The sequence below is a fragment of the Chryseobacterium pyrolae genome, assembly GCF_025153485.1.
In the GTDB taxonomy this organism is placed as follows: Bacteria; Bacteroidota; Bacteroidia; order Flavobacteriales; family Weeksellaceae; genus Chryseobacterium; species Chryseobacterium antibioticum.
Genome location: NZ_JANZQH010000001.1, coordinates 125,191 through 148,175 on the forward strand (window position 1 = coordinate 125,191; position 22,985 = coordinate 148,175).

Sequence of the window (22,985 nt, forward strand, 5' to 3'; positions counted from 1 at the left end):
AATCATAAAAGAGAAAATGTGAATTATTTAACAATCACTTATTTAACACAATAGGATTTTAAATAAGGCATAGATGATTAATATAAAAACGGCACCCTGAAATTTTTTTTCAACGGTGTCGTTTTCAATTTCAGAAAGGATGAAAGAGCCTGTCTATCTTATATGCTTTTCACCAATTAAACTTATTTTTCTGATAAAGTAGTAGGGGATATTGGACTGTAAATAAATTTTAATTCAGTTTTATTCATTATTTTTTATTAAATTTATATTGAAAAAAGTGATGTAATTGTTTGATTAAAAATATATTAACTTTAAAATTCAACAAAATGAAAATTAATTTATTATCTGGGATTTTGTTCTTTCCCTTCATTTGCAATGCCCAAGTGGGTATAGGTACTCCCTCGCCTGCTGCAACACTGGATGTAACAGCTAAAGATGCTACTGGTACTACCACCAATGTTGATGGTATCCTGATTCCAAGAGTTGACAGACAAAGAGCTCAAAGCATGACAGGAGTTCCGACTTCAACTTTAGTGTACGTAAACAGCGTTGCTACCGGTGCACAAACGGGAACTGCTGTAAATATTGATGCTGTTGGATATTATTATTATAATGGTAGCTTATGGACGAAATTAAATGCTCCTGTTAATATTTATAATTCTGATGGAACAATTACAGGAAACAGGATTGCCACTACTGCGGGGAACTCACTCACTTTCGTGAATGGAGCAAACAATGTTATAATAGGAACTGCAGGTACTCAGGGAATTGTTTCGACAACCGGTTCTTCAAGAGGGGCATTCCAGGCAAATGGAGGTGCAGGTGTTTTAAATATGTTTGTTGATAATGGTTCGAGTGCACAAATTACAACATCGGGAAATAGTACAAGTATGAATTTAAATACTATTGCAGCAAATCCGATAAATATTCTTACCAATAACACAAATAGAATGACCGTAACCGGTACGGGAAGTGTGGGGGTAGCTACTCAGACTCCGCAGAAAAACTTGCATGTTAATGGTTCTTTACAGGTTGTGAATGAACTTAACGTTGGAGGTAATGCTACTACAGCTGGATCGGCAGGAACTACCGGACAAATTCTTACCTCTAGCGGAGCTGGAGTGGCACCAACCTGGAAGACTCTTAATACGTCAAGTGGGACTATCTCTTCTGCAAATTATGTACAGGGAACAACAGCACTAACGATTACTCAAGGTACGGTTGCAGATGTGCCGGGAGTTACCATTACATTGACGGTTCCAGCAGGAATGACCCAAACTTTTTTGTTTAATATTTTGGGATATGCACCTAGTCTAACTAGTTCTGATTCACAAGGAGCTTTCTATTTATTACAGAATGGTGTTAAAATATCTTCTGCCTATACGTCAATGGTAAGTGGAACTCAATTAGTAAGGCTTCCGATTCCGGTAACATTTCTGAAAGCAGTCACGCTTACTGCGGGAACCTATACCTTCAAGGTACAATATTCTTCCTGGTTTGGTGATCAGACTGTTAATTACGTTCCTTCTGGCTATTCTGGCTATAATGGAGATACAGAAGCAATGCTTACCAAGATGCAGGTACTTGTTTACAATAACTAAAAAAATCCGCAGAGCTTTGCTCTGCGGATTTCATTTTTATACTTTATTATTTAAAGACTTTTCAATAGTTTCTCAGTATCTGAGTAATCCTGACCTTCTTTTTTTGCTAGTTCTATAGATTTTTCAACCCATATTTTAGCGTTCTTTTTGTCCCCGATCTTGTTGTAAAGATTAGCTAAAGTATCTGTATTCGCATAGTTTTCATCTTTTTTTACAGATTCCTGCGCCCATGCTATCGCTTTTTCCAGGGAAGTTTTGTTGCTTACGTTTTCAAAGAAATTCCATGCTAAAGAGTTTAATTCCTCAGAACCGGTAGCAGAATAGTCCTTATATAATTCTATCGTTAACTTCTCATAAGTAGGGATATCCTTGTTCTTTAAAGCTCTGTTTGCTTTTGCTCTTTTTAAGACCTTTTCAGATTCCTCTTTTGTCATAAACTTTTGAGATTCTGTCAAAAAGTAGTTGTCATTCCAGGATTTTGTATCTGCATTGTAAGACTTTTTAAGAACCGTATTCAGTTTTATATTTGTATCGAATCTAGTGTATTTATCTTCTGGAAAAATTTTGATGATATCCGCTTTTTTGGCCTGAAATATCTTGTATAAAGGGCTTTCCGTACTCTGTGTTCCCGAAAGAAGCATTTGTACATCTTCCTGATCAAGAGTCGTTTTCTGCTGGAAATAACGGTCTAATACCTTTCCTGCAAATTCAGAATCGTTATAAATGGTAAGGCCGGCAAGATTTTTTAAGAATTCAGGATCTTTTTCTCCCTTTTCAAATTTCTGCTTTAATGCAGTAAGCCTTTTATTGGGATCTTCAGCATCCTTAGCAAACTGAATGAAGTCTTTTTCCTCTACATATCCCAGTGTTCTGTGTACCTCCTCACCATCACCATTGATAAAAAGGTACGTAGGAAATGCTTTTACGTTATATTTCTTGGCAAGCCCGATTCCTTCTCCTTTTTCCATATCTATTTTAGCATTCACGAAATGAGAATTGTAAAAATCTCCAACAGTCTGAAGAGGGAAAATATTTTTCACCATCAGTTTACAAGGTCCGCACCATGATGCATAAGCATCTACAAATACAAGTTTATTCTCTTTTTTTGCTTTCGCCAGGATTGTTGCGAAATTGCTGTCTTCAAATTTAATTCCCTGTGCAAATGCCAGAACTCCTATAAATAAAGAAGAAAATATTGCTAATTTTTTCATAAAACTTTTTATTGATTACAAATGTAATAATTATGTTAACATGAGATTGGATATATGTTGAAAATATTTACTTAAACCTGTTTATTATATGTAATAATTCTATTTAAGGTGATAATTGTTAATAAGGTGTTATTAAAATAAATGATAATCTGGTTTTTAGTTAAAAAAATTAAATAATAGAAGAATATTTTAATAAAAAATAAAATATTAGTAGCTTTGTAAAAACAAAAAGACACCCCATGAAAATGATGAATTATTATAAAATCAAAATAATAATTTATTTTTTTATGTCTAGAAGTCTGCTCAAACTTTTGTTTTTGTTCATCACTGCTGCCCCCATCTGGGCTCAGAAAAAATATGGCTATGACCAGATTTGTGAAAGAACATCCATTCAGATGGCCCAAAAGGATATCCCAAAGGCCCTGAAAATAGCGGATTCTTTATATATGGCTGCACAAAAGCCTTTAGATAAAGTCAAAAGCCTTTTACTTTCCGCTAATCTTTACCATTCTGCTGGAGAATTCAAGAAATCTATTTGCTACGCTGAAAATGCCCATTCCTTATTAAGTCAGATTAACGATGCGGAGTGGTTCTCACAGGTCAACGGATTCTTAGCTAAAGAATACCGGCTGGTCGGCCTTCATGAAAGATCAAAAAAATATATTTTACAAGGCATAAAATCGGCAAAACTCATTGGTGATTCTCAAAAAAGAGGAGAAGCGCTGGGACTTTTGAATCAGGAAATGGCATATTACGAAATGGAGCAGGGGAGTTATACTCATGCTGTGAAGTATATAGAATTATCACTGAACTCTTTTGGAAAAGATAATGTTCGGGATAATGACAGAGCGGTAGCTGCATCCTATCAGATCCTTGGAGAGGTATACTTTAAGCTCAGAGACTATCCTGCTTCTGAAAAATATTACCGGAAAGCAGAATCTTTGCTCAACGAGAAATGTTGTATTCTGGGGCTTGTTTATAATGGGCTGGGCGGGATCCGTCTGAAACAGAAAAATTGGGCAGAGGCTGAAATCTATCTGAAAAAAGCTGAAAACATAGCAGACAGTTCCAAAAGTCTTAAACTCAAAAAAGCAGTATATTCCAATATCAATGATTATTATGAAGGGACGGGGGATAATGTTAAAGCCTCCCTTTATGCCACAAAATATGTAAGAGCTTACGACAGCCTTACAGCCCGGAACCGTGAATTTGCAGTAATTGCTCCGGAAAATTTAGTGAAGCCTAATAAAAAAAGTACACAGATCAGTATTGTGAAAAACGCAGCTATTATTGTATTGCTGATTTCCCTCATCGGGCTTGTTGTTTTCTTTAAAGTAAAACAGAAGAAACAGCGTTCAAAATTCAGGAATATTATAAGAACTCAGCTGCAGATGATCAGTTCCCGCAGTGAATCTTCACCTTTAAAAACAGAAAACTCTGATTTTTCAAACATTTCTGTGGAAGAAGTGGACGATAGAATAGGAGGAGCTGATAAAAAGCGAAATGAATCCCTGATGACGTCCGAAACAGAGCTAAAACTGCTGGAACTTCTTGAAGAATTTGAAAAAGGAGACCTCTATAACAACAAAAATATGTCGTTATCATTTCTGGCTGCAGAACTTAATACCAATACAAAATACCTTTCTTACGTGATCAATCAGCATAAATGTGCTGATGTTAAAACATATGTCAATCGTCTCAGAATCAATTATATCATTGATAAATTGATCAATAACGAAAAGTACAGACAGTACAAGATCAGCATCCTCGCAGACGAATGTGGCTTTTCTTCACACAGTAAATTTGCTTCGGTCTTTAAAGCCGTGACAGACTTTTCTCCTTCAGCGTATATCAAATATCTGGATGCTGAAAATCAGACAGATAAAAATGTTCATTTTCCCGAAAACAATTAAGACAATGGCTGTTTTTATGAATTCTGTCTTTTCATTTTCATGAAAACGGATAACCTATTGTTTTACGTAAGGCATTCACATCTATATCTTTGCGCCAGCTTTACCGGAATAGACATACTGCAGTTTGTCACTCATTTTTTAATCTTTTATTCCGGATAAGCAGAGCAGCGATCAAATCTAAAGACTAAATTACTAGACGGTTTAAAATACCTGCCAATTATTTTACACCAACCATGAAAACTTTAAACTAGTAAATTAAACAGATGAAGACAACTTAACGGTCGTGTTGGCATCCGTATTATCTAATGTTGCCTTTGCGTAGATTGGGATTAATACACTGATGCCTATTGCGAGTCTGGACATCGTCGCGAAAAGAACGACGAATCAATAGCTGAGGGGGTATTGCCCCCAATGCTTTTCAAGGCTCATATCCACTCCGTGTCCGGGATTGCTACCTTATGTTAGTAATAATGGATAACAGGTCTGCCTACCTGGTCGTAAATACCTTTATTTACCTGGGAGAATACTTCCGTGAGATAAAGACTTTATAATACAATCGGGGTTGATTGCCCGGTTTTTTTCAGTCAAGTTTTTTTAAGTGCAAATCCGCAGCGTAGCTGCGGATTTGTTATTTTATTTAGTCTTCAGACTGTCGGTTTTTACTTTTGCAGTATCATGAGAAGCCGGAGCCGGTTCAGAATTGGCAACAGCAGAATCTCCCATCTTATTTCTCAGGGAATCTTTATTGTGCTCATCCTTGAATTCTTCTCTTTTCTCCTTATTCTGTGCACAGCTTCCTAAAAATAAAACGCCCAGAATAGCTCCTATCCATAATTTTTTCATAATAGTTGATTTTGATGTTTAATGCTATCAAATATATAAAAATAATACTATTTTTATGTCATTATATAATTTTTGTCTGATGTAAATTCATTTTTAATCTAATCATAAAAAAAATCCGCAGAGCTTTCATCTACGGATTTTCCATGTTTAGATTAAAAATCTGTTTATATCTATTTAGCCGGACGTGTGGCAGCTACGGAATCAACTCGGACACTGTCTTTTACGGCCATCTTCGCTGAATCTTTTGCAATCGGTGCTACAGTTTTGGTATGAACTGTTGCAGTAGAATCCGTATTACCCGATGACATCGAAGACTCTTTAGTCCCGCAGCTCACAACGACTATTCCTAAACCAAAGGCTGCTAACAATAACTTTTTCATAATATTTTATTTTAGTGTTATACGTTAAAGTTCAATAACCATTCCTAAGCAGTAGTCACAAGTATTAAAACATAGGTAAAGTTTGTTAAAAGGTGTTAGAGGTAGTGGAATAGGTAATAGGTTGCAGGGATTAGGGGTTAAAGAGTTGTATTCCAAAGTTTGAAATAATGGTCATCATTATTCATTGCTTTATCATTGATCGCTTATCATTTATAAAAAAGGCCCCGGAATTAAAATTCCAGGGCCTTGTGATTATTCATTGCTCATTACTGATTACTTATCATTTTATAATGTACAATTCCTAACGTATAATTCTTATCCCAGATATGGGTATTTGTAATCTTTTGGAGAAACAAACGTTTCTTTTACGCTTCTTACAGAGGTCCATCTTAGTAAGTTCATTTTAGAACCAGCTTTATCGTTTGTTCCTGAAGCTCTACCACCACCGAAAGGCTGCTGTCCAACAACGGCACCCGTTGGTTTGTCGTTGATGTAGAAGTTTCCTGAAGCATTTTCTAAAGCTTTGAAAGCTTCATTGATGGCATAACGGTCTTGTGCGAATACAGAACCAGTCAATGAATATGGAGACGTAGAATCAACTAATTTTAAAGTTTCTTTCCAGTCCTGATCTTCATATACATAAACAGATAAGATAGGCCCGAAGATCTCTTCTACCATACTTTCGTAATGAGGATTGGTCGTTTCAATAACAGTAGGGTGTACAAACCATCCTTTAGAATCGTCAACTTTTCCACCGATAGCGATTTCAGCCTCACCGGAAGCTGTTGCTCTATCGATATATCCTTTACATTTTTCGAAAGAGTTTTTATCGATTACTGCGTTCACGAAGTTAGACGGATCTTCAGGAGAACCTACTTTAATAGAATTGATCTGAGTTTCCATTACTTTCTTCACATCAGCCCAAAGAGATTTAGGAACGTAAGCTCTTGAAGCCGCAGAACATTTCTGTCCCTGGTATTCAAAAGAACCTCTTACCAAAGCAGTAGCTACTGCCTCTACATTAGAAGAAGGGTGAGCGATCACGAAGTCTTTTCCTCCAGTTTCCCCAACAATTCTCGGGTAAGTTCTGTAGTTATGGATATTATCACCGATCATTTTCCACATTCCCTGGAATACTTTCGTAGAACCTGTGAAATGAAGACCTGCAAAATCAGGGTGTGACATTACTTTCTCAGCCGTTTCTTTTCCGTCTGTGAACACCATATTGATGACACCGGCAGGAAGACCAGCCTCGATTAATACATCCATGATCACTTTTGCAGAATAAACCTGCTTATCAGAAGGCTTCCAAACCACTACGTTTCCTAGCATAGCCATGCAGGTAGGTAAGTTCCCGGAGATCGCTGTAAAGTTGAACGGAGTCACTGCAAAACAGAATCCTTCCAATGGTCTGTACTCTACACGGTTCCAGATTCCGCTGTCGGAAACCGGCTGCTCAGAATACATTTCAGTCATGAACTCTACGTTGAATCTTAAGAAATCGATAAATTCACACGCAGCATCTATCTCAGCCTGGTGAACATTCTTAGACTGTCCGATCATCGTTGCCGCATTGATCACGTCTCTGTAAGGTCCAGCCAAAAGATCAGCCGCCTTTAAGAAAATAGCTGCACGGTGTTCCCAGCCTAGCTCGTTCCATTCTTTTTTAGCTGCTAATGCCGCGTTGATGGCGTCATCTACATGCTGCATGGTACCTTTATAGTAAAATCCGAAATCATGAGCATGATCCTGAGGAGACTGAAGCTGAACCTTTTCGTCAGTTTTCACTTCCTTTCCGTTGATGAACATTGGAATTTCTATCTTCTCAGCCCACATCTTTTTGTAAGTGGCGATAAGGTTTTTAACTTCTGGAGATCCCGGTACATAAGAATTTACCGGTTCGTTTACTGCAAATGGTACTTGCGAAATTGCTTTTGACATATTATGTTGTATTATTTTAAATTATAAATATGTTGGTATACAAATTTACGTTTTCATTTTGAAAGGAACAATTCCTGCAAATACTTCATCTTATTATTTAACATAAATTGTTATATATTAGATTTGTTCTTAAAACTTTAGAAATGAAGAAAACAGTATTCATACTTTTGTGCTTTTCTCAGGCTGTATTTGCACAGCATAAAAATAAAATCCCTCCAAAAGTTCCTTTAGAAAAACAAATTGAACATTCATTTACTGAAGAAGAACTTTTAAATGATGCATTGAAAGGATCTAAATGGTATTTTGATCTTAAAAATTACGACCAGACAAAACTTTCATTCGATAAAGACAAAGTAAAACCTGATATTTTATATTTCGTTGATGCCAAAAACTTTCAGATCAGTATCAATCAGAAAAACTGTAAAAGCCTCATAAAAGGAACCTACCAGATCATGAAAAAAATGGAGGAACCTACAAGTACTCCTGTCAGGTATCATTCCTTTAAAATTACTTCACCCTATCAAAAATGTGTGGCCAAATTATCTGATTTTTTATGGAGTGATCTTGACATTTCACTGAATGAAGCCAAACAGGTTATAGAGATGAAAGCTATTGAAGACGTTCCGCCAATAACTCTTCCTGGCTTTTAATCTGTTCTATTGGCCATCATTTCACAACCACCGCATCACACTTTACGCAGCTTTTCAAGAAAATTGCAGGAATTACGCCTAAAGATTATAGAACGCAGTTTTTGAAGAATAGGGTTTCGGTGTAAGGAAGGAAGCTTGAAGCTGGATGCAGGAAAGACTGATTGTCAAAATTGTTCTGTATGCCGTTTTAAATGAATCTTGAAAGGCACTACAAATGAATCAAAGCTGAAAAATTTAGAGAGAGAGTTCAATATATTCTATCTTTATGCTCCCATTTTCCGTCCCTCCTACATTTTCTCGTTTTCCAGAATCTTCAAGACAAGCTTTTCTTCCTGTGTAAGGCTGGTTTTTCCATCATTTTCTTCGATTTGTTCCAGCTCATCGAGGTATTTTTTAATGGTATTATTTTCGTATAGGTTGATGACCAGCGGATGAACATAATATTTCCGGCAGACCGTGCTGGTATTTCCAAGGTGCCCGGCAACGATTTCCAGAGCTTCTTTCACTTTCTTTTTATATTGTGAGTCATTTTCAGCGTATCCTATTTCCTTAAAAGCGATCAAAGCACTCACAGTTCCGGACCAGGTTCTGAAATCTTTGGCCGTGAAATCTTCCCCGCTTATTTCTTTAATATACTCATTCACCATTCCGGAGTCTATCGAATGGCGGTTTCCTTCATCATCAAAATACTGGAAAAGCTCTTTGCCCGGAATATCCTTACATTTCTGCACAAGCCTGGAAAGTCTTCTGCTTTTAAGATTGATATGGTGCATAATGCCTTTTTTTCCTTTAAATGAAAAAGAGATCTTTTGCCCGTTAATTTTTACATGTTTATCCTTTAAAGTCGTAAGACCAAAAGAACCATATAACTTTTCATACGCATTATTACCAATACGGATATTGGTACGCTGCATTAAACTGACAATCAAGGCCAATATTTTTCGCTTCTCAAAATTCCGTATCGCAAGATCCTGTTCCACATGAAGACGGATATCAGGTAGTGCATACCCGAACTGAAGCATTCTGTAAAATTTCGTATGATTCCTTAAAGCGCTCCATAAAGGATGATAGCGGTATTGTTTTCTGCTTTTCACATCAAAACCTGTGGCCTGAAGATGGCCATTGTCCAAAGCACATATCCACACATTTTCCCAGGCAGGAGGGATGACCAGTTTGTTGATCCTGTTGATCTCCTCTTTATCTTTAAGCTTTTCGCCGTCTTTGTAATAAGAATACTTCTTTCCTGTTTTCTTGCGGGTAATCCCGGCCGTTTCCGCATCGGTGGTATATACAAGATGTACCGCCTTTGCGGAGGCTTCGGGATCCTTCATGATCTTGACAATTTTTGAAGGCTTGAGATGGGAAATGATTTCTAGATCTGTATTCTTCTCCATAGAAAATGGTTAAGAGTTTTTACCCCGCGAAAAGATCAGAAAAAGGATTACTACAACTGCAACGACTAGAATAATTCCCCACCACATTCCAGCCTTAAAAATAGTTTCTATTGCTTCACAACTTGTCAGTGTTAACAACGTGAATATGGTTATGCTGTATAAAGTCAACTTTCTCATGATATAATATTTTGATGTTATTAGACTCTCTGGTTATCGGCTTTCCAGTTCTTAATAGCATGTTTGATCTCGTCTCCTGAGATGTTTTCTTTGATTGCTCTGTTCAGAAGTTCCCTGAACTCATCATCATAGGCAAATCTCAATGCTGCGATCTGGTCAAATCTGAGTTGCTCTGTAATTTCATCAGATCTCTGTCCGAAAATTTCAAAATACCGTTGCTTAAATTCCAGTCTTATCATTCGGTTTTGAAGTCCCAACGCATAGTGTTGCCTCGTCATAAAAGCAAGGTAGAAAAGCAAAAATATCACGACCGAAAATAAAGTCCAGATCAGATGGTTTTCAGGGTCGCCCCAGATTTTACAGATTCCATAAATTTCCAGCACAATCAATAGCGGAAGATAAATGAAATGATGGGGAGGATAAAATTTCCTGTGATTTTTATAATTCTGCTTACTCATACAATGGATAGTAGCAATAATCTTTCCAAAGCTTTATATTTTTAATAATAATCATGTTTTTGTGGTATGTAAATGTATATTAGAGTCAATGTTGCTGATTATTTTTGATGAATCGTAAAATGCATTAAATAGGATTTGTGCTGTAAATTTGTGTTACGGGTGTTTAAAACATTTAAATCTGTCAAATAAAACCTTAACATGTTGAGCGTATCCACAAAGAAAAAATAACAAATCATTAACGAAAATACGGGAATGATTTCACTTCTAAACTTCAATTTTTTCGTAACTTTCGGTGTTTAAAAAAGAAAAAGAATGACTTCAAAGGAAAAAGTTGCTGCACTTCGTGAAGAAATGCAAAAAAATAATGTTGATGCATTTATAGTATATTCTGCGGATCCCCATATGAGCGAGTATTTGCCTGAAGAATGGCAGGAAAGAGCATGGCTGTCAGGGTTCCTAGGTTCCGCAGGTTTTGTGGTAATTACGAAGGACAAGGCAGGGCTTTGGACAGACGGAAGGTACTTTACCCAGGCTGCTATTGAACTGGAAGGTTCGGGAATTGATCTTTTCAAAGACGGAATGGAAGGAACTCCCAATTATATAGACTGGATTATTTCTGAAATTCCTGCCAACGGAAAAGTAGCTGTTAATGCCGTTGCCACTTCAAATGCCAATTGGGAACTGCTTTCACAAAAATTGCAGTCAAAAAATATAAGCTTAACAGATCTTCCTCTATTAAAAGAGATCTGGAAAGACAGAGGAACGCCTTCAAAAAATCCAATCTTTGTTCATCCCGTAGAAAGAGCAGGAAAATCAGTTACAGATAAACTGGGAGCGATCCGTCAGAAAATGGAAGACCAGGGAGCTACCGTTCATATTATTTCAAGTCTGGATGATGTAGCATGGACCTCCAACTTAAGAGGAAGTGATGTGCAAAGCAATCCTGTATTTTTAGGATATATCGTCATTACGAAAAATGATGCAGTATTATTCACTGACCTTGAAAAACTGGAAGTAGGCGCAAGAAAGCAGATGGATGATTCCTTTGTGAAAATGATGCCTTATGAAGAGTTTTACAACTATCTGAAAGCATTTAAAAATGAAAATGTACTGGTTTCTCCAAACAGCAACCAGATGATTTTTGAAACTTTAAAAGCAGACAACAAGTTTATAAAAGCTCCGGTTCCGGGTAATCTGATGAAAGCCCAGAAAAATGAAACCGAACTGGAAGGATTCCGAACAGTGATGGTAAGAGATGGTGTAGCGATGGTGAAATTCCTTTACTGGCTGACTCATAATGCAGGAAAAGAAGCGATGAATGAGTATTCTATCGGTGAAAAACTGAGAGGTTTCCGTGCAGAAGGAGAAAACTTCGTAGGAGAAAGTTTCGGCAGCATTGTTGGGTATAAAGATAATGGTGCGATCATGCATTATTCTGCAAAAAGCGAGGGAAGCAAAGACGTAACGAATGATGCAACCATCCTGGTAGATTCAGGAGGACAGTATCTGGAAGGAACTACCGATATTACAAGAACACTTTCCTTAGGAGCGGTTTCGGAAGAGTTCAAAAGAAATTCTACGCTAGTACTTCAGGGATTGATCCGTTTATCGATGGTGAAATTCCCGAAAGGAACGAAGGGGGTTCACCTTGATGCGATTGCAAGACTTCCGCTTTGGATGGAAGGGAAAGATTTCAATCACGGAACGGGCCATGGAGTTGGAAGTTTCATGAATGTACATGAAGGACCTCAGAATATTAGAAAAGATCTGAACCCGCAGGATCTTCTTCCGGGAATGGTGTGTTCCAATGAGCCCGGATATTATCTGGAAGGAGCATACGGAATTCGACACGAAAACCTGATTGCTGTAAAAGAAGCAGAAAAAACAATTCACGGTACGTTCTATGAATTTGAGACCCTGACATTCTGTCCGTTCTTTAAAGATACCATCGTGAAAGAAATTCTTTCAAAAGAAGAAATTGCATGGTTGAATGATTATCACAGAACATGTGAAGAAAAAATAGGTCCTTATCTTGAAGGAGCCGTTAAAGAATGGTTCCTGGAATTGGTAAGCCCACTTTAATAATGATGAAATGTGAATAATAGTTGATGGTGAAATAGTGAATGGTTAATTTTTGGACAATCAAAGTATTGAATTTCAACCTTAACCTTGTACTTAACCATTGAGTTTTATATATTAAACATTAATAATTGTTAGATAAATTCTTGAAGCCCCGCAGAATTCTCTGCGGGGCTTTTTTTATGATGCAACCGTATTTTCACGGATATAATTGTAGGGATTCCCCTGATAGAAATAAATACCGGGTGATCTATCTTTGCATCAGTAACAAGACATCATTCATATCTTCATACATTTAGTAAATTCAAAGCAGTAAGACCATTTCGTCATGAAATGGTTTTATTTTTTCCAAAACTTATCATTAAGATCTTTTGAACGGGTCGGTATATTTAATTTTTGAAATGCTCTCTGATTTGTTTAATTTCGCCATGAATATACCGCAGAAGGTATCATAACCTTCCTGAATTATAATTTGAAAATATGGTAGATGATTTTTTTCGCAGCTTTAATGTATTCTCAGACAATGAGATCAAAGATCTCCTACAGCTTTTTGAAGTCAGAAAAGTACATAAAAATGATTTTTTTCTACATGAGGGCGATAGATGCAGGGAAATAGCATTCATAGTATCCGGCATTTTTCGTTCCTATTATATTTCAGATGAGGGAAAAGATATGACCTACTGCTTCAGGTTTCCCAATCAGCTGATGGCCAGCTATTCTTCATTTATTTCAGATTCTCCCAGCAGAGAAAATATGCAGGCTATTACCGATGCCCATCTTATGGTTTTAAAAAAAGAAGTGATAGATCATATTGCAAAAGATGATCTCAACTGGACCAGATTTTTAAAAATGATTGCTGAACAGGAATATCTTGAGCTTGAGAAGAGGTTCTTTCAGCTTCAGAGAGACACTGCAGGCCAGCGTTATGAATATCTCCTCGGCAATCAGCCGGATTATATTCAGAAGATTCCGCTGCAATATCTCGCTTCTTACCTGGGAATTACACAACGACATCTTAGCCGGATCAGAAAGGAAATTACGTTGTAAAGAAAAGATCTGATCAAAAAGGATAATCAGGTAGTCGTAGCTTTTTGGACATTTGTCCTATAGTCGGGATAGGCAGCTTTATAATTTTGTAAAAAAAATATATGAAGCATAATATTCTAGTCATTGGAGGAAACGGTCTGGTAGGAAAAACGATTATCAGAATTTTAAAATCAAGAAACCCCCACATCAATGTTTTTGTTGGCGGGAGAAAAGGAGGAAATATAGGAAATGATCTGAAAATTGATGTAACAAATCCGGGTACTTTTCGCATCATTCAGGAAAATAAAATAGATATGATCATTCTTTCAGTCAATGATAAAGAAGATCATGTTCTTCGGTTTGCGATCGAAAATAAGATAGATTATCTGGATATCACCAAGCCTACTCCCGACCTTGTCAAAGCGTATGCTATTGCTAAAAACCGAAATGTTCAGAGCCGGATTGTATTCAGTTCCGGATGGATGGGAGGGATTGTGAACGGATTGGTGAAAACACTTTCAGATAAGACTGCAGATATTCAGGAAGTAAAGCTCTTTGTTTATTATTCTGTGAAAGATCTTGCCGGTGAAAGTTCAGCACACTTTATGGCTGAAAATGTAGCAAAACCGTTTATCAGGTATGAAAATAACAGACAGGTTCCGATCAAGCATTTTTTAGATTCCGAAAATTTTAATTTTTCTTTTGGAATTGGTACCAGAGAAGCCTATAACTTTGATGTACCGGATTTATACATTCTGAATCAAATTGAAAAGGTACCCAATGTCAGTGTTAAAATGACTTACAATTCAAAGTTTATCACATGGCTTTTAGGAGCATTTCAAAAAGTGAGAATTTTTAATATTTTATCATTAAAAGAAAGAAGAATAATTTTCGGATCGAGTGGAAAGGGGGATCAGAGTGTATTTGAAATCGTTGTCAGGAGTAATGGTGAAGTTAATAAGCTAAGTCTACAGAGTACAAAGGGGCAGGCGGAATTAACGGCACTTTCTGCGGTGCTGCATACAGAAGAACTGTTGAAGGATTTCCATGAAAATAATATCTATTTCAGTCATCAGCTGCATCAGCCATCTTCACTGCTGGAAAAGCTTAAAGCCTATGAAAGCATCAATATACAATCTGTATCATGAAAAAAATAGCCATTATCAACGGGCATCCGAATAAAGATTCGTTCAATTTTGGAATTGCAGAAGCGTATAAAGAAGGAGCAGGAAATTCTGGGGCAGAAGTGAAAGTGATTACAATTGCTGAACTGAACTTTGATCCTATTCTTCATTTCGGATATCAGAAAAGAATGGAACTGGAACCGGATCTGCTGAAAGCCTGGGAAATCATACAGTGGGCAGATCATCTGGTATGGATTCATCCGGTGTGGTGGGGCGGGATACCTGCTTTGATGAAAGGTTTTATCGACAGGTTATTTCTTCCTGGATTTGCTTACCAGTACAGAGAAAATTCGGTTTGGTGGGATAAGCTGCTGAAAGGGAAAACGGGCCATATCATCACAACACTAGATCAGCCGGGATGGTACTACCGACTTTTCTATGGAAGACCGAGTGTAAATCAACTGAAAAAATCAACGCTGGAATTTTGTGGGGTAACACCAGTAAAAGTAACTTATATCGGGGTTATAAGAAATTCTACGGATCTACAGCGTGTGAAATGGCTACAAAAAGTGAGAGAACTCGGAAGAAGAGAACTGTAAACAGTCATTTCGAGGAACGAAGTGACGAAGCAATCTTGCAGATTTTTTTGCCTTGCGCAGATTTTACTGATCATACAGCTTTTAAACACGAATGGTATTAATCTTTAGCACAAATAGTCACAGATCTGAATCCTAAACGTCAATGGATAAAAATCCCAAAAGCTCCAATTAAAGCCATAGACAATCTGTATAAAAGACGCTGTCAGAAATTAGCATGAAAAACCGTAAATTTGCATCATGAATAAGGATACGATTTGCGCACTGGCTACGGCCAATGGAGTAGGAGCTTTAGGGATCATCAGAGTTTCAGGGGACGATGCTTTAAAGGTTGTCCAGAAAAGTTTTCCGGGTAAAAATCTGGAAAAGCAGAAGTCCCATACCATTCATTACGGTTATTTTATGGATGGAGAGGAAGCTATTGATGAGGTTATGCTTTCTATTTTCCTGGCCCCGAAAAGTTTTACTACAGAAAACTCTGTAGAAATTGCTTTTCACGGTTCGCCGCATATGGGAAAACGTATTCTGGAAACGCTGACCCAAAACGGGGCAAGAATGGCGAAAGCGGGAGAATTTACCCTTCGTGCATTCATCAACGGGAGAATAGATCTTTCGCAGGCGGAAGCTATCGCAGATGTGATTGCCTCTGAAAATGAAGCTTCCCGAAAAGTAGCCATCAACCAACTGAAAGGGGGAATCACCAATGAAATATCAATATTGAGAACAGATCTTCTGAATTTTGTCTCCCTGATCGAACTTGAACTGGATTTTGCTGAAGAAGATGTAGAGTTCGCTGACCGATCTGCGCTTAATGGTCTATTGGATAAAATTGAATTAAAATTAGACTCTCTTATCGATAGTTTCCAATATGGAAATGCCATTAAAAACGGGACTGCCGTTGCCATCATCGGAAAGCCGAATGCAGGAAAATCAACCTTACTAAATGCTTTATTGAAAGAGGAGAGGGCGATCGTCAGTAATATTGCCGGAACGACGAGGGATACAATTGAAGAAATCTTACATATTAAAGGTCATGCATTCCGTTTGATCGATACGGCAGGACTGCGTGATACAGTGGATGAAATTGAAGCAATCGGGGTAAAGAAAGCCAAAGAGAAGGTAGAAAACGCCAATATCCTGGTATACCTTGCAGATGCCGCTACAGAAGATTATTCCGAAGATATTGAAATGATAAAATCTCTGCAGAGAGACGATCTGAAACTGATTATCTGTTCTACAAAAATCGATGAGGTCCTGCCACCGAAATATGAGGCCATAGAAGAAATTTTCAGAAACGAAATAGCCCAGGATTTTGATTTCATCAGAATTTCAGCGGTAGAAAACCAAAACATACAGGATCTTAAAAACGAATTGTCTTCATATGTTGAGCAATTAAAGTCTCAGGAAAATAACGTAGTCATTACGAATCAAAGACACTTTGAAGCTCTTCGTAAATCCTTGGATGCTACCCATAAAGTCAAAGAAGCTATTTCTTTCCAAATCTCTACAGAGCTGCTGGCCTATGAACTGAGAAATGCTTTAGAACATCTTGGTGAGATATCCGGTGAAGTGACGAATGATGAGGTGCTGGGGAATATTTTTTCTAAGTTTTGTATCGGAAAATAGAATTTACAAGTCATTGATATATAGTAAGTTACCATTTTAAAGGTTGTTTTTATAACACGCTGATTTAATGTAACTTATGGGGATTTTAAGTTTCTAATGTTAGAATTTTTGTCCCTTTTCTTGTCCCTTTGACATTAAAGCACAAAATTTGAGCAAAAGAAAAGGGAATTGTTATAGAATTTCATGGTCTAGTATACTCTAATGAGTATTAAATGGTCTTTAAAGATGACTATTGTATTCTATATACTCTTAATTTGGAACATATGCTGATAATTTATCTAAAATTTGTTTTTCTAAAACTTTTATAAATCTTTTTATTAATGTAGAATATCTGCGTATTCATCAGAATTAGAAGTAGTAATATGAAACTAACTTTCTTTATTATGAACGATACTGTTCCGAACATGTAAATTAAGGGAATAATATGACTGGAATTGTTGTTCATATATCCATTTATTCCCCAATAGTTTGCTAAAAAGATTGCTTCAGTGCCTGTGACTGCACCAATGCTGAAATTTCAGGCGTCAAATTCTGGCTGAAATATTTTTATAAAATTCTTTTTAAGTATATTAAATTGACTGTTACACTGCCCTCTACCGGTTAAACTATGTATTTCCCGGATACAACAATTGGTATAATAGAAAATTTGTTATGATGCGCTTAATATTGCATTCGCACAGTTAATTCCATCTATTGCGGCAGATAAAATTCCGCCTGCGTAACCGGCACCTTCTGCACAGGGATATAAACCTTTTACCTGAGGATGCTGATAGGTTTCTTTATCCCTTGGGATCCTAACCGGCGATGATGTTCTACTTTCAACACCAACCAAAATGGCTTCATTAGTATAATAACCTCTAATTTTTTTCCCAAACAAGGGCAATGCTGCACGCAAACTATCTGATACAAAATCAGGCAAAATGTGATCAAGCATTGAACTTTTGGTACCTGGGAGATAAGAATTCCTTGGCAGATCGATCGATAATCTATTGTTCACAAAATCGACCATTCTTTGTGCAGGCGCAACCAAATTACCACCACCAGCCTCGAAGGCTCTCTTTTCGATTTCTGATTGAAAATGTAACATCCTGAGCGGATCGTAACCCTGAACATCCTCTAAGGTAACCTGAACCACTGTTCCGGAATTGGCAAAAGGGTTGTTCCGCTTAGATGGCGACCAACCGTTAACCACAATTTCATTTTCACCTGTGGCACATGGCGCAATAATACCTCCCGGACACATGCAAAAAGAAAATACGCCACGGGTACCAACCTGCTCTACCAAACTATAATTGGCCGGGGGTAAAAATTCTGATCGGATATCGCAATGGTATTGTGCCGCATCAATAGTTTCCTGAGGATGCTCTATCCTTACCCCTAAAGCAAAAGGTTTTGCCTCGATCAGAATATTTTTTTTATTTAACAATTCGTAAACATCTCTTGCCGAATGGCCTGTTGCCAGGATAATATCATTGGCAAATAACTTGTCCTGAAAATTAACTTCTATTCCTTTTACTTTACCAAATTCGATTAAAATATCGGTCATCTGGCTATCGAAAATCACTTCACCACCAGCATTTAAGATAGTGTTTTTTATGGAAGTAATAATATGTGGAAGTTTGTTTGTACCGATATGCGGACGGGCATCGATCGTGATATCTGGCTGTGCGCCATGGTTTACAAAAACCTGAAGCACTTTATTAATGTCGCCGCGCTTATTGGACCGGGTGTATAATTTGCCATCTGAATAAGTACCTGCTCCACCTTCACCGTAACAATAATTAGATTCGGTATTTACCAAACCCTGTTTATTTATGGCAGCTAGATCTCTACGGCGTTGCTTTACATCTTTACCGCGTTCGATAATAATGGGTTTTAATCCGTTTTCGATACACTGTAAAGCAGCAAATAAACCTGCTGGGCCTGCACCGATAATGATTACAGGTTTTGCCGTACTTACATTAGGGTAATTGACAGTGTAAACTTCCGGAACGGCTTCTTCATCCACAAAAACCTTTACCTGAAGGCGAAAAATGACTTTTCGAGAACGGGCATCTATAGATCTTTTCAGGATTTCAAAGCCTTTTATCCTAGATTTGGATAGTTTTAAGGCTTCAGCCAGTTTTTGGTTGATTAGCTCAGTTTGCTCTACCTCGTGAGGAAGCAATGTGATTTCGATGTCTTTTTGCATATCAAGTCGGGTTTTTATCCCGAACGGTACAAAGATAGACAACTATCAAGAAAAATTGATATTATTTATATGCTGTTGCATATGCTTAATAAACGCCTTAAAATAATTCATTTATTTGGAAGGCAAACACTTATTGAATATAAGCATTTTTTATTTGTTAATAATTTCATTATTAGTGAAACACTGAGTTTCCGCCGATTTGAATTTCAACAAATTTGAATTTTGTTAGCATTTGTTTTGCCTAAATATCTGATATGTTGTATCTTTGATCAGGTTAATCCAGGTTTGTGCAAAGCAGTCCCCGATTTGTCCCCTATATTCAAGAAAGCAGTGATTATAAAAGAGTTTCAGTTTCTGCATAGGTAAGTAATCCGTTTAAAATACTGAAAAATAAATCACATGAAATAAAGAAAAAAAAGTAAAAACTTTAAGATTTTATAGGTTAATTCGCCGTATATAATGCATAAACACATTATGAACAAACTAATTTTTTGATTTCTATCGTTAGGAGTATTTACTGGTGGTTAAATGAAAGCCTTATATTGATTTGTAGTTAAAAAGCCATTTAAACGAAGCATTCCATTTCGGGAATTTCCTGAAATGGAGTGCTTAATTTGGAAAGTGGTGTTTTTTAAATACCCCTAGTAATTATTGATGCTTCGTCTACAACTGGAATCGCAACTATTTTTAAATCTTTTAAAAATGGTAAATTAGCGACCACGTTGATTTCTGGTGTAGCCATAAAGGAATCCATATCCTCTTTAGTTTCCCATAAATAGAAACTGCAAAATTGTGTATCAAAATCTGCCATCCAAACTTTTGAGATTAATCCTTTGGCATTAGAAATAGTTTCTGCAAAAGGGTCTACGAATTGTTTAATATAGTCTTCTTTGGAATCCAATTCGAGTGTGTAAGTAAAAACTTGTCCGTATTTCATATCTAATAATGTTTTATTGTACTACAAAATTGGAGGAATTTACCTGGAGAAAAAATGAACTTTCACACTTTTATTTTGTGTGATTTGTCACACTTTTACTCAATCGGCTCAGCATTTCTCTTGATACACCGATATATGACGCAATTAAATATTTTGGAATGGATTGGATCAGATTTGGATATAAACTAATGAAGTGATTGAATCGCTCCATAGCAGTTAGATTGAGCATGGTTAATATTCTCAGTTGTGAAGCTACATAACCTGCATTTGATTTAACACGAAAGAAATGTTCCATTTTATGAAATTCGGCACTTAATTTTTCGAGATCTTGATTGCTGATGTACAAAAGTTCACAATCTGTAATACAATCTACGTTGATGGTCACTTCCTTATTATTAAAGAACGCATTATAGTCAGTGATCCACCAGTCAGGTTGGGCAAATTGAATAATATGTTCCTTATCATTTTTATCGATGTAATAAGATTTTAAAATTCCATTGAGGACAAAGTATTTATTGACTTTCTGCTGACCAGCTTGTAAAAGAAACTGGTTTTTCTTCATTTTTTTATGATGAAAATGTGAGCTGATGTACTCAAATTCCTGATCTGAAAAGCTTGCGATTTCTGCTATATGGTTTCTAAGTGTTGTCATCATTATTTTACTTTCTACTAAACTATTGTACAGTTAAATAAACCTCAATTATAATACAAGTTTGTTTTAGCCTATTTAATCCCGTCATTTGAATCAATCCATTTTACTTTTGCTCTGCATCATCCAACCCATCTTCGTCATGAAATCTGATAGTAGCGATGTGGGGCATACATGAATGTTAACTGTAAGATTCAAGCAAACTTGAATGTTCCATTTTGTATTTCTTTCCCAATTATACTTATAGGATATTGCTGTTGTAATCTGTATTGCTAGGTCAAAATTGAATGCCCCGGAGTGATGTAATTGGCTTGTAAATATAATAAATTTCATGTATGCATGATGACTAAAGGTTCGTCATGTATCAAGTGTTTTATGGCAATGGTTAGCACTTTTAATAACAGAATGCATAAAATAACTACCATAGATGTTTGTAACTTCCATTATTGTTATACCATTTTTAAAATACTTTTATGAACATAACAACTGTGAGTGAATCTGGAAATACTCTTATATTTGTACTCCATATACGCTAAGCGTAAACTGAAGAAATCATATGAAAAAGCAGGAGCAGGAAGCTATCTACGAATATCATTTACACGCTGATTTTCCAGACAAAATGAAGTTTGAAATCCAATCTTTACAAGATGTTATAAAAGATCATCAGGAAGATATGGTAAAGCCTCATATCCACAGTTTTTATCAGGTCATCTGGTTCAAGTCAGGTATTGGGAAGCATTTTGTTGATTTCAATGAATATGATGTATCGGAAAATACGATCTTCTTCATTGCTAAAAACCAAGTTCACGCTTTTGATAATAATCCAGATTATGAGGGATTTGTCATTCATTTCTCAGAAGATTTTTTGGTTCAAAAGGAGAACGATGTTGATTTTTTCCTCAAGTGCAGTATTTTTAATAATCCATATCAAATGCCCTCTTGTTGTGTAGGCAGTGGAAACGAGTACAAATTGGATGAGTATATTGTCCAGATGCAGACTGAGCTTAAAGAACATGATAAGTATGGCCAGGAAGATTTGCTAAGACTTTATCTTAAAGCGTTTCTGATTCAGGTTCAACGTAGAAAATATGAACTTGAACAACTCAATAAGGGAATGGCACCTTTTATTGTTGATGAGAAACGGACCCAGTTGATCCATTTTGTCAACCTGATTGAAGAAAATTATACCAAAGGACTACCCGCATCAAAATATGCAGAAATGCTGTTTGTTTCGCTTAGAACTTTGTCAAATCTTACTTTGCAACTGCTCAATAAAAAACCATCAGAGATGATCCATGAAAGGATTGTGCTGGAAGCAAAAAGATTACTGCTGCATTCGGAACTCAATGTTAATCAAATAGCAGATAAAATCGGTTTTGAAGATCCATCTTACTTTATACGATACTTTAAAAAATACACCAATCAATCGCCCACAGCTTTCCGTAAATCCTTTCAATAGTATATTCGGGTAAGAGATTTAATCAATATATGGATATTGTAAAACATATCAGCCAGCATACCAAGAGCTTAATTGAGAGACTTGACGGTTCTTCTTTGGAGCAAAGGAAAAGTTTAACCGTAGCCATTTTAGGGTTTTATTATCAATTGCCTAACTTTGAAGAGACTCTACATAAATACCTTTATATCAGAATAAAAAAACAGCAATTAATCGCTGATATTTACAATGGTCATCTTCAAAATTACCAAGCAGCGATTGAAAAAAGTAATGCTATAGTAGATGTTTATGCCGACAACTATGAAGAGCCGGAACCAATAGAACTATTTATATTAGATGCATTCGCAGGTATAACTTCTGATTTGAAATTATCTGCTAACGTAGTTCCGCTTTTTATTGGAATTATCGACACATTGGACTACTATGAAAACTTCTCAGATCAACCTGAATTTTGGAACAATTTGTTGGAGAAAGAAGTCGCATTTCAAAATGAAATTATAAATCAGCTAAAATCCAAGCAAGCTTTCGACGCTGCAATCTATAAAAATAGATATGAAAATGTGTCCTTTGACGGATTATAAACATACCTGTGAATAATATAAGTCCTGCTATCAGGTAATTTCAAATTAAAGTAGGTCTACCTGACAACTCCGCTGTCAAAAACTAACCCTTATTTTATAGTCTCCCCACTGATATTATCCCAATAGGTATATCAGTCATCATGAATACAGAT

20 protein-coding genes are annotated in these 22,985 nt (G+C 36.5%); 10 read left to right on the forward strand and 10 right to left on the reverse strand.

What is annotated here, in order from left to right; all coding sequences use genetic code 11:
• The first annotated feature begins 326 nt into the window (after window positions 1-326).
• Window positions 327-1,601: a hypothetical protein gene (locus tag NZD88_RS00610; protein ID WP_259826610.1), complete on the forward strand. Its 1,275-nt coding sequence runs from the start codon at window positions 327-329 to the stop codon at window positions 1,599-1,601.
• Window positions 1,602-1,651: 50 nt separating this feature from the next.
• Here NZD88_RS00610 and NZD88_RS00615 read toward each other — a convergent pair whose 3' ends face one another.
• Window positions 1,652-2,812, reverse strand: coding sequence for a thioredoxin family protein (locus NZD88_RS00615; protein WP_259826612.1), 1,161 nt, complete (start codon window positions 2,810-2,812; stop codon window positions 1,652-1,654).
• Between the two features lie 287 nt (window positions 2,813-3,099).
• Here NZD88_RS00615 and NZD88_RS00620 point away from each other — a divergent pair, with 287 nt between their 5' ends.
• Window positions 3,100-4,725 (forward strand): helix-turn-helix domain-containing protein, encoded by a 1,626-nt coding sequence (locus NZD88_RS00620; RefSeq protein WP_259826614.1) that lies wholly within the window; start codon window positions 3,100-3,102, stop codon window positions 4,723-4,725.
• Window positions 4,726-5,358: 633 nt separating this feature from the next.
• On the opposite strand, the gene NZD88_RS00625 is transcribed toward NZD88_RS00620, so the two are convergent.
• From NZD88_RS00625 to pruA, 3 genes are all read right to left on the reverse strand, one after another.
• Entirely contained in the window at window positions 5,359-5,568 is a 210-nt protein-coding gene (locus NZD88_RS00625) for a hypothetical protein (protein WP_259826616.1), read from the reverse strand.
• Between the two features lie 170 nt (window positions 5,569-5,738).
• Entirely contained in the window at window positions 5,739-5,948 is a 210-nt protein-coding gene (locus NZD88_RS00630) for a cytochrome C551 (RefSeq protein WP_259826618.1), read from the reverse strand.
• Between the two features lie 315 nt (window positions 5,949-6,263).
• Window positions 6,264-7,889, reverse strand: coding sequence for an L-glutamate gamma-semialdehyde dehydrogenase (gene pruA / locus NZD88_RS00635; protein WP_259826619.1), 1,626 nt, complete (start codon window positions 7,887-7,889; stop codon window positions 6,264-6,266).
• 143 nt (window positions 7,890-8,032) lie between these two features.
• On the opposite strand from pruA, the gene NZD88_RS00640 reads away from it, so the two are divergent.
• Window positions 8,033-8,539, forward strand: coding sequence for a hypothetical protein (locus NZD88_RS00640; protein ID WP_259826620.1), 507 nt, complete (start codon window positions 8,033-8,035; stop codon window positions 8,537-8,539).
• Between the two features lie 287 nt (window positions 8,540-8,826).
• On the opposite strand, the gene NZD88_RS00650 is transcribed toward NZD88_RS00640, so the two are convergent.
• The 3 genes from NZD88_RS00650 to NZD88_RS00660 are packed head-to-tail and all read right to left on the reverse strand — an operon-like array spanning window position 8,827 to window position 10,568.
• Entirely contained in the window at window positions 8,827-9,933 is a 1,107-nt protein-coding gene (locus NZD88_RS00650; protein ID WP_259826622.1) for a DNA topoisomerase IB, read from the reverse strand.
• Between the two features lie 9 nt (window positions 9,934-9,942).
• The gene (locus tag NZD88_RS00655; protein WP_259826624.1) at window positions 9,943-10,110 is read right to left on the reverse strand and encodes a phosphatidate cytidylyltransferase; all 168 of its coding nucleotides are present in this window, start codon (window positions 10,108-10,110) and stop codon (window positions 9,943-9,945) included.
• Window positions 10,111-10,130: 20 nt separating this feature from the next.
• On the reverse strand, window positions 10,131-10,568 hold the full coding sequence (locus NZD88_RS00660) for a DUF6526 family protein (protein WP_259826626.1): 438 nt from the start codon (window positions 10,566-10,568) through the stop codon (window positions 10,131-10,133).
• Window positions 10,569-10,880: 312 nt separating this feature from the next.
• Here NZD88_RS00660 and NZD88_RS00665 point away from each other — a divergent pair, with 312 nt between their 5' ends.
• The 5 genes from NZD88_RS00665 to mnmE all read left to right on the forward strand — a co-directional run bounded on the left by NZD88_RS00665 (window position 10,881) and on the right by mnmE (window position 17,019).
• Complete coding sequence (locus NZD88_RS00665) at window positions 10,881-12,650, forward strand: aminopeptidase P family protein (protein WP_259826628.1); 1,770 nt, start codon at window positions 10,881-10,883, stop codon at window positions 12,648-12,650.
• 477 nt (window positions 12,651-13,127) lie between these two features.
• Window positions 13,128-13,694 (forward strand): Crp/Fnr family transcriptional regulator, encoded by a 567-nt coding sequence (locus NZD88_RS00670; protein ID WP_259826630.1) that lies wholly within the window; start codon window positions 13,128-13,130, stop codon window positions 13,692-13,694.
• 101 nt (window positions 13,695-13,795) lie between these two features.
• Complete coding sequence (locus NZD88_RS00675; protein WP_259826632.1) at window positions 13,796-14,821, forward strand: saccharopine dehydrogenase; 1,026 nt, start codon at window positions 13,796-13,798, stop codon at window positions 14,819-14,821.
• Window positions 14,818-15,396, forward strand: coding sequence for an NAD(P)H-dependent oxidoreductase (locus NZD88_RS00680; RefSeq protein ID WP_259826634.1), 579 nt, complete (start codon window positions 14,818-14,820; stop codon window positions 15,394-15,396). Before NZD88_RS00675 ends, NZD88_RS00680 begins: the two co-directional genes overlap by 4 nt.
• A gap of 237 nt (window positions 15,397-15,633) precedes the next feature.
• Window positions 15,634-17,019 carry a tRNA uridine-5-carboxymethylaminomethyl(34) synthesis GTPase MnmE gene (gene mnmE, locus NZD88_RS00685; RefSeq protein WP_259826635.1) on the forward strand — a complete coding sequence of 462 codons (1,386 nt, stop codon included), beginning with the start codon at window positions 15,634-15,636 and terminating at the stop codon, window positions 17,017-17,019.
• 649 nt (window positions 17,020-17,668) lie between these two features.
• Here mnmE and NZD88_RS00690 read toward each other — a convergent pair.
• The 3 genes from NZD88_RS00690 to NZD88_RS00700 form a co-directional block, all read right to left on the reverse strand.
• The gene (locus NZD88_RS00690; RefSeq protein ID WP_259826637.1) at window positions 17,669-19,210 is read right to left on the reverse strand and encodes an NAD(P)/FAD-dependent oxidoreductase; all 1,542 of its coding nucleotides are present in this window, start codon (window positions 19,208-19,210) and stop codon (window positions 17,669-17,671) included.
• 631 nt (window positions 19,211-19,841) lie between these two features.
• Window positions 19,842-20,147 carry a YdhR family protein gene (locus NZD88_RS00695; protein WP_259826639.1) on the reverse strand — a complete coding sequence of 102 codons (306 nt, stop codon included), beginning with the start codon at window positions 20,145-20,147 and terminating at the stop codon, window positions 19,842-19,844.
• 70 nt (window positions 20,148-20,217) lie between these two features.
• Window positions 20,218-20,802 (reverse strand): Crp/Fnr family transcriptional regulator, encoded by a 585-nt coding sequence (locus tag NZD88_RS00700; RefSeq protein WP_259826641.1) that lies wholly within the window; start codon window positions 20,800-20,802, stop codon window positions 20,218-20,220.
• 550 nt (window positions 20,803-21,352) lie between these two features.
• Between NZD88_RS00700 and NZD88_RS00705 the strand changes: the two genes are divergently transcribed.
• Both NZD88_RS00705 and NZD88_RS00710 read left to right on the forward strand, forming a co-directional pair.
• The gene (locus tag NZD88_RS00705; protein ID WP_259826643.1) at window positions 21,353-22,255 is read left to right on the forward strand and encodes an AraC family transcriptional regulator; all 903 of its coding nucleotides are present in this window, start codon (window positions 21,353-21,355) and stop codon (window positions 22,253-22,255) included.
• Between the two features lie 29 nt (window positions 22,256-22,284).
• On the forward strand, window positions 22,285-22,833 hold the full coding sequence (locus NZD88_RS00710; RefSeq protein WP_259826645.1) for a hypothetical protein: 549 nt from the start codon (window positions 22,285-22,287) through the stop codon (window positions 22,831-22,833).
• Window positions 22,834-22,985: the final 152 nt, after the last annotated feature.